Genomic DNA, 18723 nt, shown 5'->3' on the forward strand with positions numbered 1-18723 from the left:
GAAACTTATTTGTCTTGACCATAGTAAGCATCTTTGCCGTGCTTACGCAGATAGTGCTTATCTATAAGCTCTTGTTTTAATGATGTTATATTCGGTGACAATGTCTTAGTGAGGTATGCCATTCTGGCAATTTCTTCAAGCAGAACGGCGTGGTAAACAGATTTGGCGGCACTGTCTCCCCACGTAAATGGTGCATGCCCTGCCACAATGACCATAGGTGACTCACTCGGGTTTCTATCAGCAAAACAATCGAGAATCTGTACACCAGTTTCTTCTTCGTAGTCGCGACTAATTTGGTCATCACGCATCACAGCTGTACAGGGGATCTCGCCGTAAACATAATCGGCTTGAGTGGTACCCAAACAAGGGATTGCAATTTGCGCCTGTGCCCATGCGGTGGCATAGGTGGAATGCGTATGGGTAATGCCCCCAATACTTTCCCACTGGCGATACAAGTAAGTGTGGGTTTTAGTGTCAGATGATGGACGTAAACGTCCCTCGACGATGTGGTTTTCAAGATCGACAATAACGATATCTTCAACCTTAAGATCTTCGTAGGGTACGCCGCTGGGCTTAATACCGATGACACCACGCTTGCGATCAATTTGTGACACATTGCCAAAGGTATAGGTCACTAAATGACGCTTTTCGAGCTCCATATTGGCTTCATAAACTTCGCGTTTAAGTTCTATAAATGACATATTATTTCGCTCCATCAACATAATGGCCTAGGGCTAGATACGCTTGATAAAGCATTTGGTATTTTTCTGCATTGATGGGATTAGACTGATAGGTTTTAGCTACATTTGAAGCCATCACAGCTTGAGCGCTTAATACATCGGGATAAATACCCGCCGCCGTTGCGGCATAAATAGCGGCGCCTAAGGCACAGCTTTGTTCACTTTCCAGCACGTCAATATTACAATTCCACACATCCGCGCAGGTTTGCATAATAAAATCAGACTTTTTAGAGATGCCGCCAATGGTCACGACATGATCTATCCGCACCCCCTCCTCCTTAAAGCGTTCAATAATCGCCCTTGCTCCGTAGGCACTGGCCTCGACTAAGGCTTTAAAGACGTGCGGTGCATGGCTACCCATGGTTAAGCCGCTGATCGCCATAGAAACGGATTGATCGGCATCGGGGGTACGGCGTCCGTTAATCCAATCTAGCGCGACAATGCCTGTTTCACTGACGGGAAGATTAGCCGCGGCCTCACCGAGTTTTGCTAAGGTTTCATCTTCAAGTTGTGCAATAAGTTTAGCTTTCACCTCATCGTCAAATAGTGCAGAGGTATTGATCTGTTTAATGGGCCAAAGGGTGAGATCCTTAAACCAAGCATACAAATCGCCAAAGGCCGACTGCCCTGCTTCAAGACCAATCATCCCCGGTAACACTGAACCATCAACTTGGCCACAAATGCCTTTAATACACCGCTCACCAATGTCTTCATAACTGGCAACGGTAATATCGCAGGTCGATGTCCCCATCACCTTAGTCAGTACGCCCGCTTTAACATTGGCACCAACCGCACCGGCATGGCAGTCAAACGCACCGAACGACACGATAACATCGGTCGATAATCCTAGATTGGCTGCCCACTCAGGGATTAAAGTACCGCAGACTTTATCTGAAGTGCAGGTTTCCACGGGTAAGCGATCACGCAAACCATCGAGCAATGGATCAATACCAACAAAAAATTCATTCGGTGGATACCCATTCCATGACGCGTGCCACATGACTTTATGCCCTGATGCACAGCGCCCTGCCTTATAGACCTTAGGGTGAGTTGTGCCTGTCATTAGCGCGGTGATCCAATCACAGTGCTCAACCCAACTGTATGCCGCTTGTCTTACTTCGGTATCATGGCGCAGAACATATAAAGCCTTGGCCCAGAACCACTCAGATGAGTAGATCCCACCCTCATATTTAAGATAATTTTCTTTAGCCACCTTTGCCGCAGCAGTAATTTGCTGTGCCTCTAGAATAGCGCTATGGTCTTTCCAGAGTAAAAACATTGCATTAGGGTTATTAGCAAATTCGTCTTTAAGTGCCAATGCCATACCTGACTCATCGACAGCAATCGGAGTAGAACCTGTGGTATCGACACTCAAACCACACACTTTTTCAGCGGCTCCCGGTGGCGCTTTAGTCCAGAGTCCCTGAACAACGTCAATTAAACTTTCAATATAATCGAGTGGATGCTGCCTAAATTGATTTTTAGCAGGATCGCAAAATAACCCCTTTTTCCAACGTGGGTAATAAACCACATTAGTGGCAACCTCTACACCTGTCTGCGTATCAACCAATAACGCGCGAACTGAGTCAGAGCCGTAATCTAGCCCTAACGCGTAAGACCCTAAAACATTAGCCATTAGCATCCCCGTACATTGAACTCTGCCCTAACCAAGTGAGTGCAGATGACATCAAAACATTTAGTACTACAATACTACTATAGCTTAATGGTATTACAATATTATTTTAATTGGGAATGATAAATTTTTTAACATCACCAAACAGCAAGGGAGGTTTTTGATGATGAAAAAGAGGAGTTATTCAGGATTTGAGGATAAAAAAAAGCGAATGCACTGTGGCATTCGCTGTTTACTGCTTGACATCTTTTGGTGGTACCCCAAAAAAGTGAAAAAATATTTTGGGATATTTCGCGGTCAAATCAACATGACTTTATCGCTAATATTTAAATAAGCCTGTGTTAGCGGTACTTTGCGGCAAACTCATTCATAAACTTCACTAACGCGATAACGCCCTCAAGTGGCATAGCATTGTAAAGGCTAGCGCGCATACCGCCGACAATTCGGTGGCCTTTTAAGGCCACGAGCCCTGCGACTTGTGCTTGCTTTAAGAACTCACCATCAAGTGTTTCATCAGCGAGCTGAAAGGTCACATTCATTTGTGAACGGTTAGAAGCAACAACACCATTACGATAAAAGGTATTACTGTCGATGCATTGGTACAGCATTTGTGCTTTTTGTTGATTAATTTTTGCAATACTCACAATGCCACCAATGGACTTAAGCCAAGCAAAGACTTCAGCGGCGAGATACCAAGCAAAGGTTGGCGGTGTGTTGAACATAGAATCATGTTCTACGGCTAAACGGTAATCCATGATGGACGATTGCACTAAACTCGGCAGTTTGAGCATGTCATCATGCACGATAACAATTGATAATCCCGATGGACCAATGTTTTTTTGTGCACCTGCGTAAATCAAGCCATAACGACTAACATCGATTTCGCGCGACATAATGGTTGACGATAAATCGGCAACGATTGGCCATGGACTATCTAACTCATCAAAAATTTCGATACCATCTACTGTCTCATTTGGGCAGTAGTGAACATAACGATAATCGGCATCAATTTTATGGAGATCTGGCAATACTACAGCATTGAGTCCATTGTGTTTTTCAACAATATTTAGACTATCAATTTGGGCATCACCCGCCAGTTTTTGAGCTTCAGCTAAGGCGGAAGATGACCATTGGCCGCTGACTAAATACAGTGCTCTACCATTATTACCTAAAAAATTATTCACGACAGCGGAGAACTGTCCACGACCACCGCCGTGCATAAATAGCACATGGTAATTGGCCGGAATATGCATCAACTCACGTAAATCAGCCTCGGCTTGCTTAGTCAGCGCGATAAACTCTTTACTTCTGTGGCTTATCTCCATCACGGAAACGCCTTGGCCATTCCAATCAAGTAATTCCTGTTGTGCTTTTTTCATTACCGCAGTAGGTAACATTGCAGGTCCAGCACAGAAATTATAAATCGCGCTCACTGACACTCTCCTTATTTCCAACCATGATTTTTGTATTCATAACATGACTGTGCCCTTAAAAAAACGAGCGTCCAATTGGACGCTCGATTTAAAGGCACTTAATTAGTCTTCGTCTTGCTCATCGGCAAGTTCGTCGTCTTCATCGTCGTCCAGTTCATCCTCGTCGATATCATCGTCAAGAGGTTCATTATTGGCTAATTCACCTTCAATGATCGCAGGAACGATCGGCAAACCATTTTCATCCAGTTCGATTTCATCATCTTCATCAGTTTGGATTTCATCAATACGCTGTAGACCAACCACTTTCTCGTCGCTTGCGGTACGAATAATAGTCACGCCTTGGGTATTACGACCGATAATAGAAACCCCCTTAGCCGGAGTACGGACTAACGTTCCTTTATCACTGATCAGCATGATTTCATCATTAGAGCCAACTTGTACTGCGCCAACGACCGCGCCATTACGCTCACTCACCTTGATTGATACCACACCTTTAGTCGCACGGCTCTTCGCTGGGTATTCAGACAGTTGAGTCCGTTTACCGTAACCGTTTTCAGTCACAGTCAAAATCGCACCATCGCCTTTCGGTACGATAAGCGACACGACTTTCTGGCCTTCTTCTAAACGGATACCACGAACGCCTGTTGCAGTGCGGCCCATAGGACGCAGTGACAACACTTCTTCACCGGTTTCAGGATCGGTTTTCACTTCGCCTGTTTCAGAATCACGAACTTTCTCACCAAAACGAACCACTTTACCTTCGTTTGAGAACAACATGATTTCGTCATCACCGTTAGTGATATCGACACCGATCAGTTGGTCACCGTCTTTGAGATTAACGGCGATAATGCCGTTTGCACGTGGGTTGCTATAAGCAGTCAGTGCGGTTTTCTTCACAGTACCGTTTGACGTCGCCATGATGATGTACTTGTCAGCCGCGTATTCACGCACAGGCAGAATCGCAGTGATGCGCTCGCCATCGGATAACGGCAACAAGTTAACAATTGGACGACCGCGGGCCGTACGGCTCGCCAGTGGTAATTGATAGACTTTCAGCCAGTACATCTTACCAAAGTCAGAGAAGCACAAAATGGTGTCATGGGTATTGGCAACCAGCAGTTTTTCAACGAAATCTTCGTCTTTGACTTTAGTCGCCGCTTTACCTTTACCACCACGGCGCTGGGCTTGATAATCGCTCAATGGTTGATATTTGGCATAACCTAAGTGAGACAAGGTCACTACAACGTCTTCTTCATTGATAAGATCTTCAAGACTCATATCAATTTCGTTGGCATTGATCACTGTGCGGCGAGCATCACCGTATTCCGTTAGGATTTCCTCAAGCTCTTCTTTGATCACTTCCATCAAACGCTCAGGACTGCGCAAAATAAACAGCAGACCCGCGATAAATTCGAGTAATTCTTCGTATTCAGCGATAATCTTATCGTGTTCAAGACCGGTCAAACGGTGTAAACGCAGTTCCAGAATCGCCTGAGCTTGTTGCTCAGTCAGGAAGTATTGACCATCACGAATACCGTATTGTGGCTCTAACCACTCTGGACGCGCGGCGTCATCGCCCGCTTTTTCCAGCATGCCTTGAACATGGCCTAATTCCCAACCTTGCTCAACCAATTTCACTTTGGCATCAGCAGGCGTTGGCGAGGCTTTGATCAGCGCAATAATTGGGTCGATATTGGCGAGCGCTACCGCTAAGGCTTCCAAAATATGGGCGCGCTCACGGGCTTTACGTAATTCAAAAACGGTACGACGCGTCACTACTTCACGGCGATGCAAAATAAAGCATTCAAGCATTTCTTTAAGGTTAAACAGTTTAGGCTGACCATTGGTCAGGGCCACCATGTTAATCCCGAAAGAGCATTGCATTTGCGTTTGAGCATACAGGTTGTTTAATACGACCTCGCCCACTTCACCGCGCTTAATTTCGATAACAATACGCATACCGTCTTTGTCAGACTCGTCGCGTAGACCGCTTATCCCTTCAAGCTTTTTATCTTTCACCAGCTCGGCAATCTTCTCGATTAACCGGGCTTTGTTCACTTGATAAGGAATTTCAGTGACGATAATGCGCTCGCGGCCATTATCTTCTGTTTCAATATCCGCCAGAGCACGCATGATCGCGCGGCCACGGCCCGTTTTATAGGCATCAATAATTCCTTTACGGCCATTGATAATCGCCGCAGTGGGAAAATCTGGACCTGGGATATATTCCATCAACTGTTCAATCGACAGTGAAGGTTCTTCAATCAATGCCAAACAGCCCTTGACCACTTCGGTTAGGTTGTGGGGTGGGATGTTGGTTGCCATACCGACCGCAATACCTGATGAACCGTTAATTAACAGGTTAGGTACGCGTGTAGGTAATACGGCTGGAATTTGTTCGGTGCCGTCGTAGTTAGGGACGAAATCCACTGTCTCTTTTTCAAGATCGGCCAGTAATTGGTGCGCTAACTTATCCATACGGATTTCGGTATAACGCATTGCCGCCGCTGAGTCACCGTCGACCGAACCGAAGTTACCTTGGCCGTCTACTAAGGTATAACGCAGTGAGAATGGCTGGGCCATACGGACGATAGTGTCATAAACAGCAGAATCACCATGGGGGTGATATTTACCGATGACGTCACCAACCACACGGGCAGATTTTTTGTAAGGCTTGTTCCAATCGTTCTTCAATTCACTCATGGCAAACAGAACGCGGCGATGAACCGGCTTTAAGCCGTCGCGCACGTCTGGTAATGCACGTCCCACGATAACGCTCATGGCGTAATCAAGGTACGAATTCTTTAGTTCGTCTTCGATATTAATTGGCGAAATAGATGATGCCAGATCAGTCATAAACTGCTCGTTCCCCTGAAAAATAGCCGACAACGTATAATCCGTATCATTGCCTAGCCCAAAAACGTGATTTGGCATTCTAACACAGTTATTTAATGTCGCCAGACCTATCATTATCGAATTGAGAAGGAAGCAACTTAATAGATGAAAACACTATCAATTTAGACTTGTGAACTTGGAAAAAGACAAGGTTTTATGCCAATTTGAGCTCAAACCTTGGTTAATCTGTAAACAGAAAAGGCGACTTAGGGCACAGTGAGTTGCTACAGAGATGAAAATTGTCTAAATTTCACTCAACCACAAGGACTTAGAGCCAGCGAACACTTTGTTTATCAATCATAGTCGTTATAATAGCCGCACAATACAGCCGCTTCAGGTAATCCCATGCAACATAATACCAATGTAGACCCACAGGAAATCGCAAAGTTTGAACGTATGGCCGAGACTTGGTGGGATCTTAACGGCGAATTTAAGCCGCTGCATCTACTAAACCCGCTGCGCTTAAACTATATCGATCAAACCGCTGGCGGTATTTTCGGTAAAAAAGTGCTCGATGTAGGTTGTGGTGGAGGCATTTTATCTGAAAGCATGGCGCGTATCGGTGCCGAGGTTGATGGTCTGGATATGGGTGAAGAACCCTTAGAAGTCGCGCGTCTTCACGCGCTGGAAACCGGTGTAAACATCACTTATGTAAAAAATACGGCCGAAGCCCATAGCCAAGATCATCAAGGCTATTACGATGTGGTAACTTGCATGGAAATGCTCGAGCATGTGCCTAATCCGCAATCGGTCATCAAGGCTTGCTGCGATATGGTAAAACCCGGTGGCTTCGTATTTTTCTCAACCATTAACCGCAATCTAAGATCTTATGTTGAAACGATTTTAGGTGCCGAATACCTGCTAAAAATGCTACCAGTTGGCACCCATGATCATAATAAATTTATCAAACCCTCAGAGCTGATCGAGCTGGTAGATAATACAGATCTTATCTGCAAAGACGCTGTTGGAATAACCTATAACCCACTAACAGGCATTTTTAAGTACACCCCAAGGGTTGATGTCAATTATATGATTGCAACCCAGAAGGTTGATTAACATGAGTTTGTCACAGGTTAAAGCGGTACTGTTTGATCTTGATGGTACGCTTGCCGATACCGCGCCAGATCTTGTGCAGGCACTGAACTTAAGTCTCTGTGACGCGGGGATTGAAGCAAAACCCTTCGAGCTATTACGCAGCGCCGCTTCCCATGGCAGTTTTGCCTTAGTTGATGCCGCGCTCCCCAATGCTGATGAGTCCCTGCGTATTCAGATCCAGCAAGGGCTACTCGCCCACTATCAACGTATTAATGGCGACCATTGTCGATTATTTACCGGTATGGATGTATTGCTCGACTGGCTTGAGCTACAGCAACTGCCATTTGGCGTTATTACCAATAAACCAGCGCGCTTTACTCGCCCGCTGGTTCGAAAACTGAATTTGCACCAGCGGATGCAAGTTGTTATCAGCGGCGATTCAACCCGCTATGCTAAACCCCATACGGCACCTATGTTACTGGGTGCGCAGCAGCTTAACTGCGCCCCTGAACATATACTGTACTTAGGAGATGCTGAACGAGATTTACTCGCCGCCAAAGCGGCAGGTATGGTAGGCGGTGTGGCATTATGGGGTTATCTAGGGGAAGAAGATAAACCACAAAATTGGCCAGCATTGGCACAATTTAGTTCACCTTTGGCTGTCCATCAGGCTTTAGTTGCAACTCGTTAGTTGAGTGGTTTGATCGAACTGCTGCTTATTTTAGCGATCGCGATCTCAAGTGAGATCGCGCAAAAAGTCGACATGGATCATGTACGCTACTCTGAAATAGCACTTCAGGGTTAGCCATTACTAACACAACTGCTTATCCTCAAGATATCCACAAGATACCCCCGAAATTCTAACTTGCAAATAGCGTCAAACCTCACTATCTTGTATCTCAGATTATTTAAAACACCATATCTTGTGTATCGGTAACAATCAGACACACTAAAAACTCCCCACTCAATTGACGCCATTTTAGGAGGTCAGCAGTATTTAAGGGATGTTTGTTGATTGTTTTACAAGGAAACGTACGGTGACTTAGCTCACCTGAATAGATATCAGAACCAAGGCCTCTCTTCAATGAATAGCACTATAACAGTCACAAAACGCTGTGGTGAACGTGAGAATATCGATCTCGAAAAAATACACCGCGTAATTACTTGGGCAGCCAAGGGATTAAAAAACGTTTCTGTTTCTGAAGTTGAACTTCGCTCGCATTTGCAGTTTTACGATGGTATTCCCACCGAAACTATCCACGAAACCATTATCAAAGCGGCAGCGGATTTAATTTCACCTGAATCACCGGACTACCAGTTCCTTGCTGCCCGTTTAGCGGTGTTTCATTTGCGTAAGAAGGCCTTTGGTCAATTCGAACCGCCAGCCTTATACGATCATGTGACTAAACTCGTTGAACTTGGCAAGTATGATATGCACATTCTGCAGGATTATACCCGCGAAGAACTTGACCTTATGGATACCTATATCGACCACTGGCGCGATATGAATTTCTCCTACGCAGCGGTTAAACAGCTTGAAGGCAAGTATTTAGTTCAAAACCGCGTGACCCACGAGATTTATGAGAGCGCCCAGTTCCTCTATATTCTGGTGGCGGCCTGTTTGTTTGCCCGTTATCCAAAAGAAACACGTCTGAAATACGTGAAAGATTTCTATGATGCGGTATCAACTTTTAAGATATCCTTACCCACGCCTATCATGGCGGGTGTTCGTACGCCAACGCGTCAATTCAGTTCATGCGTATTAATTGAATGTGGCGATAGCTTAGACTCAATCAACGCGACAGCATCGTCAATCGTGAAGTACGTTAGCCAACGTGCGGGTATCGGTATTAACGCCGGTCGTATTCGTGCATTAGGTAGCCCAATCCGTGGCGGCGAAGCCTTCCACACAGGTTGTTTACCTTTCTATAAGTATTTCCAAACGGCGGTCAAGTCTTGCTCTCAAGGTGGTGTACGTGGCGGTGCTGCAACCCTGTTCTATCCTATTTGGCATTTAGAAGTCGAATCTCTGCTGGTATTGAAAAATAACCGTGGCGTAGAAGACAACCGTATCCGTCATCTTGATTACGGTGTGCAGCTGAACAAAGTCATGTATCAACGTCTGATCAAAGGCGAGAATATTAGTTTATTCAGCCCATCGGATGTACCCGGTTTGTACGATGCCTTCTTTGAGGATCAAGCCGAATTTGAGCGTTTATATCTGCAATATGAGCAAGACAGCAGCATTCGTAAGAAGACCATTAAAGCCGTCGAACTGTTTTCACTGATGATGCAAGAACGCGCTTCGACAGGTCGTATCTATATCCAAAACGTGGATCACTGTAACACTCACAGCCCATTCGATTCAAAAGTTGCGCCGATCAGACAATCTAACCTCTGTCTTGAAATCGCACTGCCAACTAAGCCATTAAATAACATTGATGATCCTAATGGCGAAATCGCCCTTTGCACTTTGTCAGCCTTAAACCTCGGAGCGATTAAGGAACTTTCAGAACTTGAGCCCTTGGCCGACTTAGCAGTACGTGCACTGGATAATCTATTGGATTATCAAGATTATCCAATAAAAGCGGCACAAATTGCATCAATGAACCGCCGCACACTCGGTATAGGTGTAATTAACTTCGCGAACTACTTAGCCAAAAATGGCATGAAGTATTCCGATGGCAGTGCAAACAATCTGACTCATCGAACCTTTGAAGCCATTCAGTTCTACTTACTGAAAGCCTCTATGAACTTGGCGAAAGAGCAAGGTGCTTGTCCGTTATTTAACGAAACCACCTACTCCCAAGGTATTTTGCCAATTGATACTTACAAACGTGACTTAGATAAGATTTGTAATGAGCCGTTACATTTAGACTGGGAATCACTGCGCAGCGATATTAAGCAGTACGGTTTACGTAACTCAACATTGTCTGCCTTGATGCCGTCTGAAACATCATCACAAATTTCAAATGCGACGAACGGTATCGAGCCACCACGTGGACTTATCAGCGTAAAAGCCAGTAAGGACGGTCAACTCAAGCAAGTAGTGCCTGATTTTGACACCCTAAAAGATAACTATGAATTGCTATGGAAAATGCCAAGCAACGACGGTTACTTACAGCTAGTGGGCATTATGCAGAAGTTCGTTGACCAAGCGATTTCGGCCAACACTAACTACGATCCTTCCCGTTTCGAAGGCCGTAAAGTGCCAATGCAGACGCTACTGAAAGATTTGCTCAATGCCTATAAGTTGGGTGTAAAAACCTTGTACTACCATAACACTCGCGATGGTGCATCGGATCAACACGATGACATCACCAACCTAGAGAAAGAAGATGATGGATGTGCAGGCGGTGCCTGTAAAATCTAGTCTTATACGTTAACGGTTTTGCAGGGGTCCCTTTGGGATCCCTGCCCATTGGAAAAATAGCAACATGGCCTACTCTACCTTCTGTCAAACACCTAACGATGCTACCCGCGAACCTATGTTTTTAGGTCAATCGGTCAATGTGGCACGCTATGATCAACAAAAATATGAAGTGTTCGAAAAACTGATAGAAAAGCAGTTATCTTTCTTTTGGCGCCCCGAAGAAGTTGATGTCAGTCGCGATAAAATCGATTACAACGATCTGCCCGATCATGAAAAGCATATTTTTATTTCAAACTTGAAATACCAGACGCTGCTCGATTCTATTCAAGGGCGTTCACCTAATGTCGCATTTTTACCCTTAGTATCATTGCCTGAGTTGGAAACCTGGATCGAGACTTGGTCTTTCTCTGAAACAATTCACTCACGCTCTTATACCCATATTATCCGCAATATCGTCAACGATCCTTCGGTGATTTTTGACGATATTGTTGTGAATAAAGAAATTTTACGCCGCGCAACGGACATTGCCGAATACTACGACCACTTGATTAAACTGACGCAAGTATTCAACCTATTTGGTGCTGGCACCCATCTTATTGATGGCGAAGAATTAGTCGTAAATACCCGTACTCTGAAAAAAGCACTCTATTTGTGCATGATGTCTGTGAACGCCCTCGAAGCCATTCGTTTCTACGTGAGTTTTGCCTGTTCCTTTGCCTTTGCTGAACGTAAGCTAATGGAAGGTAACGCAAAAATCATTCGCTTAATTGCCCGTGATGAAGCCTTACACTTAAACAGTACTCAGCATATTTTAAACATTATGCAGGGCGGTAAAGACGATCCTGAAATGGGCGAAATTGCGGCGCAGTGCCAACAGGAAGCCTACGATCTGTTCTTAAAAGCCGCCGAGCAAGAAAAAGAATGGGCAAAATACCTGTTCAAAGATGGCTCTATGATTGGCTTGAATGAGCAAATTCTTTGTCAATATGTTGAATTTATCACCAATCAACGCATGAAGTCCGTCAATCTGCCACAACCTTATCCAGAAAGTACCAACCCATTGCCTTGGATGAAAAATTGGCTAGAAAGTGATGCAGTACAAGTTGCCCCCCAAGAAGTAGAAGTGTCTTCTTATCTTGTCGGGCAAATTGACTCGGCGGTGGATGGTGATGAATTCCTCGACTTCGATCTCTAGGTAGACCTACAGTGGCAAAACCAAGGCACTTCAGCCCCAATTTAGCCAAAAGCCCCTTTGCGAAGGCGCCCATAGTGCGCCTTCAGGGCCAACCTGTGCTGCTCTTTACCGAGCAACAGGGGTCTTTGTTGCAAGCACTCGAAGCGAAGAACATCAAGATGTTCTCTGAATGCCGCAGCGGTTTCTGTGGTGCCTGCAAGACGAGGATTATCAGCGGTAAAGTCAGCTATTTGAGCGAGCCCTTAGCCGAGCTGAATAACGACGAATGCCTACCCTGCTGCTGTATACCTTCGGAGGATTTAGAACTCGATTTATCCCCCGAAGGGGCGACTGTTGTCACCTACGCAGCCAATGTGGCCAGAAAGCCACAGCAAATGGGCCACACCCATTCACCAACACAGAGCACCATATCCCATAGTGCAAAGCCGCAGATCTCACCAAAAATCGCCGAAGTGTGCGAAGAATAACCTCTGCTAATTGAGTCTAGCGACTTGGCTGTTAAATATCTTTTTTCGCCATCACCCTATGCAGTTCATTCACCTCTGTCAGTGCGGCGCTGCCATACCAAGGTAATAACTCCAATACTAGGCTGCCCGCTTGAATTGCAGGATCGGTTTCCGTTAAGGCTTTTGCCTCTTCAACCGTAGTAACGTCAAAAACATAAATGCCACGTAATTCGCCATCGTGTAAAAAGGGCCCTGCCAGCACTAATTTACCCTCATTGGCAAGGCGAGTGATATTGTTCAAATGCGCCCGTTGTAATTGCTCGGCCTGTGCCTGTGTTCTATCCCTATTAGGGCCCCGCTTTAAAAAGGCCATGACATAGTGCTTCATACCGTATTCATCGGCACCGGCATTTTTAGCACGCTGCTCGTCAAACTGTGGAGTACTATGCGCTGAAAAACTCACCACTAATCCACATAATAGACAAGTGATAAGGCTGATGGTGACCTTAGCGTTAAAGACAGTGTTAAGCTGCATAGCGAATTCCCTCTGCATGAGTTATGGGTGAGTTATGTTGCTTAATTTAAACATTTAAACCTTAGCGTATTTGCGGCAACAATGTTGAAAATACAATAAAAAAAGCCTGATTAAGATTCAGGCTTTAATTTTATATGGGTTCTTCAAAATGGCTCTATAACCGCATCGCCAGTTCGGCACCTTGGCGAATCGCCCGTTTCGCATCAAGTTCTGCAGCAACATCTACACCGCCGATTAAATGCACAGGAATGCCTGTTGCTTTCATCTCATCCACTAACGTGCGATTAGATTCTTGGCCAGCGCAGAGGATAACATTATCGACGGGCAACACTTCTGCTTGCTCGCCAACGCGAATATGCAATCCTTCATCATCAAACTTGTTGTAGCTCACACCCGTTTTCATCTTCACATCATGTTGCTTTAACACTAAGCGGTGGATCCAGCCAGTCGTTTTACCTAAGCCTTGGCCCATTTTTGAGGTTTTGCGTTGCAATAAATAGACTTGTCTGTGTTCTGGATTATCGGTCTCAGGCTCACTTAAACCGCCCGCATGTTGATATTGCTTATCAATGCCCCACTGTTTTAACCATTTGTCAGGATGTAATGTGCTCGATTCGGATTCACATAGGTAATGCGCCATATCAAAACCAATACCGCCGGCACCAATTAAGGCGACTTTATCGCCAATACTGACTTGGCCTGTGAGCACTTGTTGATAATCCACCACTTTATGGCTGTCAAATCCGGGGAAGTTTAATGCTCTGGGTACCACGCCTGATGCGATAACGATTTCATCAAACGTCTCCGTTTCTAACACCTTGGCATCTAACCGAGTATTTAACCGCAAATCGATTTTATACAGTTTGATTTGATTGAGGAAATAACGAATAGTCTCGTTAAACTCTTCTTTTCCTGGGATTTTACGTGCCAGATTAAATTGACCGCCGACTTCAGATTTCGCTTCAAACAAGACAACTTCATGGCCGCGCATCGCCGCATAAACCGAAAATGCCATCCCAGCTGGGCCTGCGCCCATCACCGCAATACGTTTCTTGTGTGCCGTTGGTAAGAAGTTGATTTCCGTTTCATAACAGGCACGAGGATTCACTAAGCAGGTTGCGCGCTTGAGGGAGAAAGTATGGTCAAGACATGCTTGGTTACAGCCAATACAAGTGTTAATCAGCTCTGGCGTGTTCGCCGCGGCTTTATTGACAAACTCGGGATCGGCAAGGAAAGGTCTTGCCATCGACACCATATCCGCTTGCCCTGAGGCGATGATTTGTTCGCCAATCTCCGGCGTATTAATACGGTTAGTTGCAATTAAGGGGACAGAAACGGATTGTTTGAGTTTTTCAGTCACCCATGCAAAGGCGCCCCGCGGCACACTGGTTGCGATTGTTGGTATACGCGCTTCATGCCAACCAATCCCCGTATTGATAATGGACACCCCCGCTTGCTCAAGCCACTGGGCGAGTTGCACCACTTCATCCCAAGTCGAGCCGTTATCGACCAGATCGAGCATGGATAACCGGAAGATAATGATGAATTCTTTACCGACTTTTGCCCGTATCGCGTTAACAATCTCAATAGGAAATTGCGCTCGTTTTTCAAACGCACCGCCCCATTCATCGCTGCGAGTATTGGTACGCGCACTGATAAACTGATTAATTAAATACCCTTCAGAGCCCATCACCTCAACACCATCGTAACCCGCTTTTTTAGCAAGGGCGGCAGAGCTGGCGTAATCCTTAATGGTCGAACGTACTTGGCGGCTCGACATTGCCGACGGCGTAAAGGGTGTAATGGGTGACTTAATCTTACTTGGTGCTTGGGAAAAAGGATGATAACCATAACGACCCGCATGCAAAATTTGCATACAAATCTTACCGCCAGCCTCATGCACCGCCTGCGTAACCACGCGATGCTTACCCACTTGCCATGGAAAACTCAACTGACAAGCATGGGGCGTAAGGCGGCCACGAAGATTGGGGGAAATACCGCCCGTCACAATCAAACCTACACCGCCCAGAGCGCGTTCTTTGTAAAACGCTGCCAGTTTCTCAAATCCGCCCTTTTCTTCTTCTAAACCTGTGTGCATTGAGCCCATAAGCACGCGGTTTTTGAGCCGGGTAAATCCCAGATCTAAGGGTTCTAATAAATGGGGAAACGACATTCAAACATCCTTTTAAAACAAGTGATTTAAATCAGCATACCTTGACTCAAATATAAGCTCAACCGTTGCTTAGATGCCTTAAGTTAAAAACCTTTACAATTGTGTTTAGCCTGAAACGAGATTTTCGGTTAGCATGGGCAGATTGGACTTATAAAGGAGTGGCAGATGTCCGCTAACCCATCGTTTTTCAAGAGAATATGTTTGTTTATTTGGAATATCCTCAACGGAACCCGTAAACTCATCCTCAATCTGATCTTTTTTGGTATCTTGGCAGTCATCATGATTTCCATAACTGCTGGCGAAGATATCCAAGTCGAAGATAACTCGGCACTGGTGCTTAACCTAGCCGGTTCTATCGTCGATCAAAAACAACAGATTGATCCTATAGAAGCGGCGCTCAAACAAGGGAATAAGGCAAATGCCGATGGTGAAATCCTGCTCGCAGATGTGTTATATGTGATTGATAACGCAGCACAAGATACAAGGATAACAACCCTAGTTTTAGATTTAGCCGATCTTAAACGTGCCGGGATCAGTAAACTACAATCTATAGGTAACGCCATTAACCGCTTTAAAGAAAGCGGTAAACAAGTGGTTGCCATTGGTAATTATTACGAACAGAATCAATATTTTCTCGCCAGCTTTGCCGATACGATATATCTCAATCCTCAGGGGGGTATTTCACTCGATGGCCTCAGCATGTACAACTTATACTTCAAATCGGCTTTAGAGAAACTCAAAATAAAAGCCCATATTTTTCGGGTCGGTACCTTCAAATCTGCTGTTGAACCCTATATGCGCGATGATATGTCTGATGCTGCAAAAGAAGCTAACAGCGCACTGCTCGCCGATGTATGGCAAAGTTATACCCAAACTGTTGCCAACAATCGCAATATAGACGCCTCAGCCCTCGTTCTCGACGCATCAACCTACTTAGCCGAGTTAGATAAAGCCCAAGGCGACTCTGCGACGATGGCTATCAATATGAAGTGGGTTGATTCACTCGCCACTGCTGAAGATTTCCGCAAAACCATGCTCGATACGGTAGGCAAAGCGAAAAGTGGCGATAGTTTTAAGCAAATCAGTTTTTATGACTATTTAACCCTTGTCGCCCCTAAACCTAGCTTTATTGAGCAAGATAGCGTTGGAATTATCGTTGCCAGTGGCACTATCCTCAATGGCAAGCAACCTGCTGGACAAATTGGTGGCGATAGCACGGCAGAATTGTTACGTAAAGCCCGCTTTGATAAACACATTAAAGCCTTAGTGCTTAGAGTGGATAGCCCTGGCGGAAGTGCTTTCGCATCAGAGCAAATTCGCCAAGAACTACTCGCCTTAAAAGCGGCGGGTAAACCTGTGGTTGTCAGTATGGGAAGCCTTGCTGCATCCGGTGGCTATTGGATTTCGGCCAGTGCAGATTATATTTTTGCAACGCCCACTACGCTTACAGGCTCAATCGGTATTTTTGGTATGATTACCACTTTTGAAGATTCCCTTGATAGCATTGGGATACATACGGATGGCGTATCTACATCTGAATGGGCTGGTTTATCGGTGACTCGTACCCTTTCATCATCGGTTGAAGCGGTTATCCAGCGCCATATTGAGCGAGGTTATCTCAATTTTATTTCCCTCGTTGCCAAAGAGCGTAACATGACCTTAGAACAGGTCGATAGCATCGCCCAAGGGCGGGTGTGGAGCGGTAAAAAAGCCCTTGAGTTAGGTTTAGTCGATGAGCTAGGCGACATCGATGAAGCTATCGCCAAAGCCGCAAAATTAGCCAATTTGAATCTATTTGATACCCGTGTGATTGAACAGGAATTAACCCCTGAACAACTCTTTATTCAGCAAATGTTTGCTTCAGTATCGAGTTATTTACCTGCGTCACTCAGCCATTCTTCTGTGCTTGAGCAAATGCTACAACAATGGACTGGTAGCCTAAAGACGATTACCTCTTTCAATGATCCTAATCATGTTTATATTTACTGTGACAACTGTGAGTTACTCAATTAACGCGCAATAATAGGGTTAACCTATCGTCACAACGCATTAAATGTTCGATTTAAAAGCCGATGTTAAATCGGCTTTTTTATTGGGTTTAACTCCGCAAAATCGTATAATCGCCCCACTTGCAGCTAAGATAATGACAAGAATGACTAAACGCTCCATTTATGTAGCCTACACAGGTGGCACTATCGGTATGCAAAAAACCGATAACGGCTTCGTTCCCGTAGCGGGATTCCTCACTCAGTGCGTGCAATCGATGCCTGAGTTTTACCATGATGAAATGCCAGATTTCGTGATCCACGAATATTGCCCATTGATTGATTCATCAAATATGGCACCGACCGATTGGCAGATGATTGCCGATGATATTAAAGATAATTATCAAGAATATGATGGCTTTGTTATCCTCCATGGCACAGATACCATGGCGTACACGGCTTCTGCTTTGTCATTTATGCTACAAGGTTTATCAAAACCTGTAATAGTGACAGGTTCGCAAATTCCTCTCGCCCAACTGCGCTCAGATGGGCAAACTAATTTATTGAACTCACTCTATATCGCAGCTAATTATCCAGTCGCAGAAGTGTGTTTATTCTTTAATAACAAACTCTTCCGAGGTAACCGCTCGACAAAAGCCCACGCCGATGGATTTGATGCCTTCGCGTCCCCCAATTTTCCACTTCTATTGGAGGCAGGGATCAAAATTAATCTTCGAGCGGGTAAAATTGCAGTGGCAAGTGATAGGCAATTAGAAGTCGCGAATATTAGCCCGCAACCTATCGGAGTCGTGACCTTATATCCGGGTATTTCAACACAGATATTTGAAAACATCCTCCAACAACCAGTAAAAGCACTCATATTACTGACTTTCGGTGTCGGTAATGCACCACAGGATCCAGCGCTACTCAAAACCTTAAAACAAGCAGATGAGCGTGGAATTGTACTGGTTAATCTGACTCAATGTTTCCAAGGCAAAGTGAATATGGGGGGATATGCAACGGGTAATGCCCTCGCTAAAGCTGGCGTTATTAGTGGTGCGGATATGACCATTGAAGCCGCCCTCGCAAAACTGCACTATTTACTCTCCAAAAACTTACAACCGCATGAAATAAAAGCGGCTATGCTACAGAATTTAGTGGGTGAACTCAGCGTTGATTAATGCCTAAATATTATTTAGACCGCGCCGTATAAATTAAATTTTCTGATACGCCATAGAGACAAAAATGCCACTGATAAATCAGTGGCATTTTATTTTTAG

At 45.0% G+C, this 18723-nt stretch carries 13 protein-coding genes; 7 read left to right on the forward strand and 6 right to left on the reverse strand.

The features are described 5' to 3' along the window. Nucleotides 1–5: 5 nt before the first annotated feature. The 4 genes from JEZ96_RS10045 to gyrA all read right to left on the reverse strand — a co-directional run bounded on the left by JEZ96_RS10045 (nt 6) and on the right by gyrA (nt 6662). Nucleotides 6–701 carry an L-ribulose-5-phosphate 4-epimerase gene (locus JEZ96_RS10045; RefSeq protein WP_011789271.1) on the reverse strand — a complete coding sequence of 232 codons (696 nt, stop codon included), beginning with the start codon at nt 699–701 and terminating at the stop codon, nt 6–8. A 1-nt stretch (nt 702) separates the two neighbouring features. Next, nucleotides 703–2376, reverse strand: a complete 1674-nt coding sequence (locus JEZ96_RS10050; protein ID WP_025007689.1) for a ribulokinase — start codon at nt 2374–2376, stop codon at nt 703–705. Between the two features lie 338 nt (nt 2377–2714). Beyond that, nucleotides 2715–3806 (reverse strand): 3-phosphoserine/phosphohydroxythreonine transaminase, encoded by a 1092-nt coding sequence (serC, locus tag JEZ96_RS10055; protein WP_025007690.1) that lies wholly within the window; start codon nt 3804–3806, stop codon nt 2715–2717. A 102-nt stretch (nt 3807–3908) separates the two neighbouring features. Continuing rightward, nucleotides 3909–6662 (reverse strand): DNA gyrase subunit A, encoded by a 2754-nt coding sequence (gyrA, locus tag JEZ96_RS10060; protein WP_198779799.1) that lies wholly within the window; start codon nt 6660–6662, stop codon nt 3909–3911. Nucleotides 6663–7046: 384 nt separating this feature from the next. Here gyrA and ubiG point away from each other — a divergent pair, with 384 nt between their 5' ends. The 5 genes from ubiG (at nt 7047) to yfaE (ending at nt 12771) form a co-directional block, all read left to right on the forward strand. After that, complete coding sequence (gene ubiG, locus JEZ96_RS10065) at nt 7047–7757, forward strand: bifunctional 2-polyprenyl-6-hydroxyphenol methylase/3-demethylubiquinol 3-O-methyltransferase UbiG (RefSeq protein WP_011919356.1); 711 nt, start codon at nt 7047–7049, stop codon at nt 7755–7757. Nucleotide 7758: 1 nt separating this feature from the next. Next, the gene (locus JEZ96_RS10070; protein ID WP_025007691.1) at nt 7759–8427 is read left to right on the forward strand and encodes an HAD family hydrolase; all 669 of its coding nucleotides are present in this window, start codon (nt 7759–7761) and stop codon (nt 8425–8427) included. A 393-nt stretch (nt 8428–8820) separates the two neighbouring features. After that, on the forward strand, nt 8821–11109 hold the full coding sequence (nrdA, locus tag JEZ96_RS10075; protein ID WP_011919357.1) for a class 1a ribonucleoside-diphosphate reductase subunit alpha: 2289 nt from the start codon (nt 8821–8823) through the stop codon (nt 11107–11109). A gap of 64 nt (nt 11110–11173) precedes the next feature. Beyond that, on the forward strand, nt 11174–12304 hold the full coding sequence (gene nrdB, locus JEZ96_RS10080; RefSeq protein WP_011789264.1) for a class Ia ribonucleoside-diphosphate reductase subunit beta: 1131 nt from the start codon (nt 11174–11176) through the stop codon (nt 12302–12304). 11 nt (nt 12305–12315) lie between these two features. Beyond that, nucleotides 12316–12771 (forward strand): class I ribonucleotide reductase maintenance protein YfaE, encoded by a 456-nt coding sequence (yfaE, locus tag JEZ96_RS10085; RefSeq protein WP_025007692.1) that lies wholly within the window; start codon nt 12316–12318, stop codon nt 12769–12771. Between the two features lie 31 nt (nt 12772–12802). Here yfaE and JEZ96_RS10090 read toward each other — a convergent pair whose 3' ends face one another. Together JEZ96_RS10090 and JEZ96_RS10095 are read right to left on the reverse strand one after the other, a co-directional pair. Continuing rightward, nucleotides 12803–13285, reverse strand: coding sequence for a YciI family protein (locus tag JEZ96_RS10090; RefSeq protein WP_011919359.1), 483 nt, complete (start codon nt 13283–13285; stop codon nt 12803–12805). A 154-nt stretch (nt 13286–13439) separates the two neighbouring features. Next, complete coding sequence (locus JEZ96_RS10095) at nt 13440–15458, reverse strand: oxidoreductase (protein WP_025007693.1); 2019 nt, start codon at nt 15456–15458, stop codon at nt 13440–13442. A 165-nt stretch (nt 15459–15623) separates the two neighbouring features. Here JEZ96_RS10095 and sppA point away from each other — a divergent pair, with 165 nt between their 5' ends. Together sppA and ansA are read left to right on the forward strand one after the other, a co-directional pair. Then, complete coding sequence (sppA, locus tag JEZ96_RS10100) at nt 15624–17471, forward strand: signal peptide peptidase SppA (RefSeq protein WP_011789260.1); 1848 nt, start codon at nt 15624–15626, stop codon at nt 17469–17471. A 139-nt stretch (nt 17472–17610) separates the two neighbouring features. Then, a complete protein-coding gene (ansA, locus tag JEZ96_RS10105; protein WP_041412335.1) occupies nt 17611–18624 on the forward strand; it encodes an asparaginase in 1014 nt (337 codons plus the stop codon). The last annotated feature ends 99 nt before the right edge of the window (nt 18625–18723 follow it).

It is taken from the genome of Shewanella putrefaciens, from assembly GCF_016406325.1.
GTDB classification, from domain to species: Bacteria; Pseudomonadota; Gammaproteobacteria; order Enterobacterales; family Shewanellaceae; genus Shewanella; species Shewanella putrefaciens.

Bases quoted from the DNA above. Each gene is read 5' to 3' on its own strand.
- JEZ96_RS10045 (WP_011789271.1), bottom strand. From the start codon at position 701: ATGTCATTTATAGAACTTAAACGCGAAGTTTATGAAGCCAATATGGAG.
- JEZ96_RS10050 (WP_025007689.1), bottom strand. From the start codon at position 2,376: ATGGCTAATGTTTTAGGGTCTTACGCGTTAGGGCTAGATTACGGCTCT.
- gyrA (WP_198779799.1), bottom strand. From the start codon at position 6,662: ATGACTGATCTGGCATCATCTATTTCGCCAATTAATATCGAAGACGAA.
- ubiG (WP_011919356.1), top strand. From the start codon at position 7,047: ATGCAACATAATACCAATGTAGACCCACAGGAAATCGCAAAGTTTGAA.
- JEZ96_RS10070 (WP_025007691.1), top strand. From the start codon at position 7,759: ATGAGTTTGTCACAGGTTAAAGCGGTACTGTTTGATCTTGATGGTACG.
- nrdA (WP_011919357.1), top strand. From the start codon at position 8,821: ATGAATAGCACTATAACAGTCACAAAACGCTGTGGTGAACGTGAGAAT.
- nrdB (WP_011789264.1), top strand. From the start codon at position 11,174: ATGGCCTACTCTACCTTCTGTCAAACACCTAACGATGCTACCCGCGAA.
- JEZ96_RS10090 (WP_011919359.1), bottom strand. From the start codon at position 13,285: ATGCAGCTTAACACTGTCTTTAACGCTAAGGTCACCATCAGCCTTATC.
- JEZ96_RS10095 (WP_025007693.1), bottom strand. From the start codon at position 15,458: ATGTCGTTTCCCCATTTATTAGAACCCTTAGATCTGGGATTTACCCGG.
- sppA (WP_011789260.1), top strand. From the start codon at position 15,624: ATGTCCGCTAACCCATCGTTTTTCAAGAGAATATGTTTGTTTATTTGG.
- ansA (WP_041412335.1), top strand. From the start codon at position 17,611: ATGACTAAACGCTCCATTTATGTAGCCTACACAGGTGGCACTATCGGT.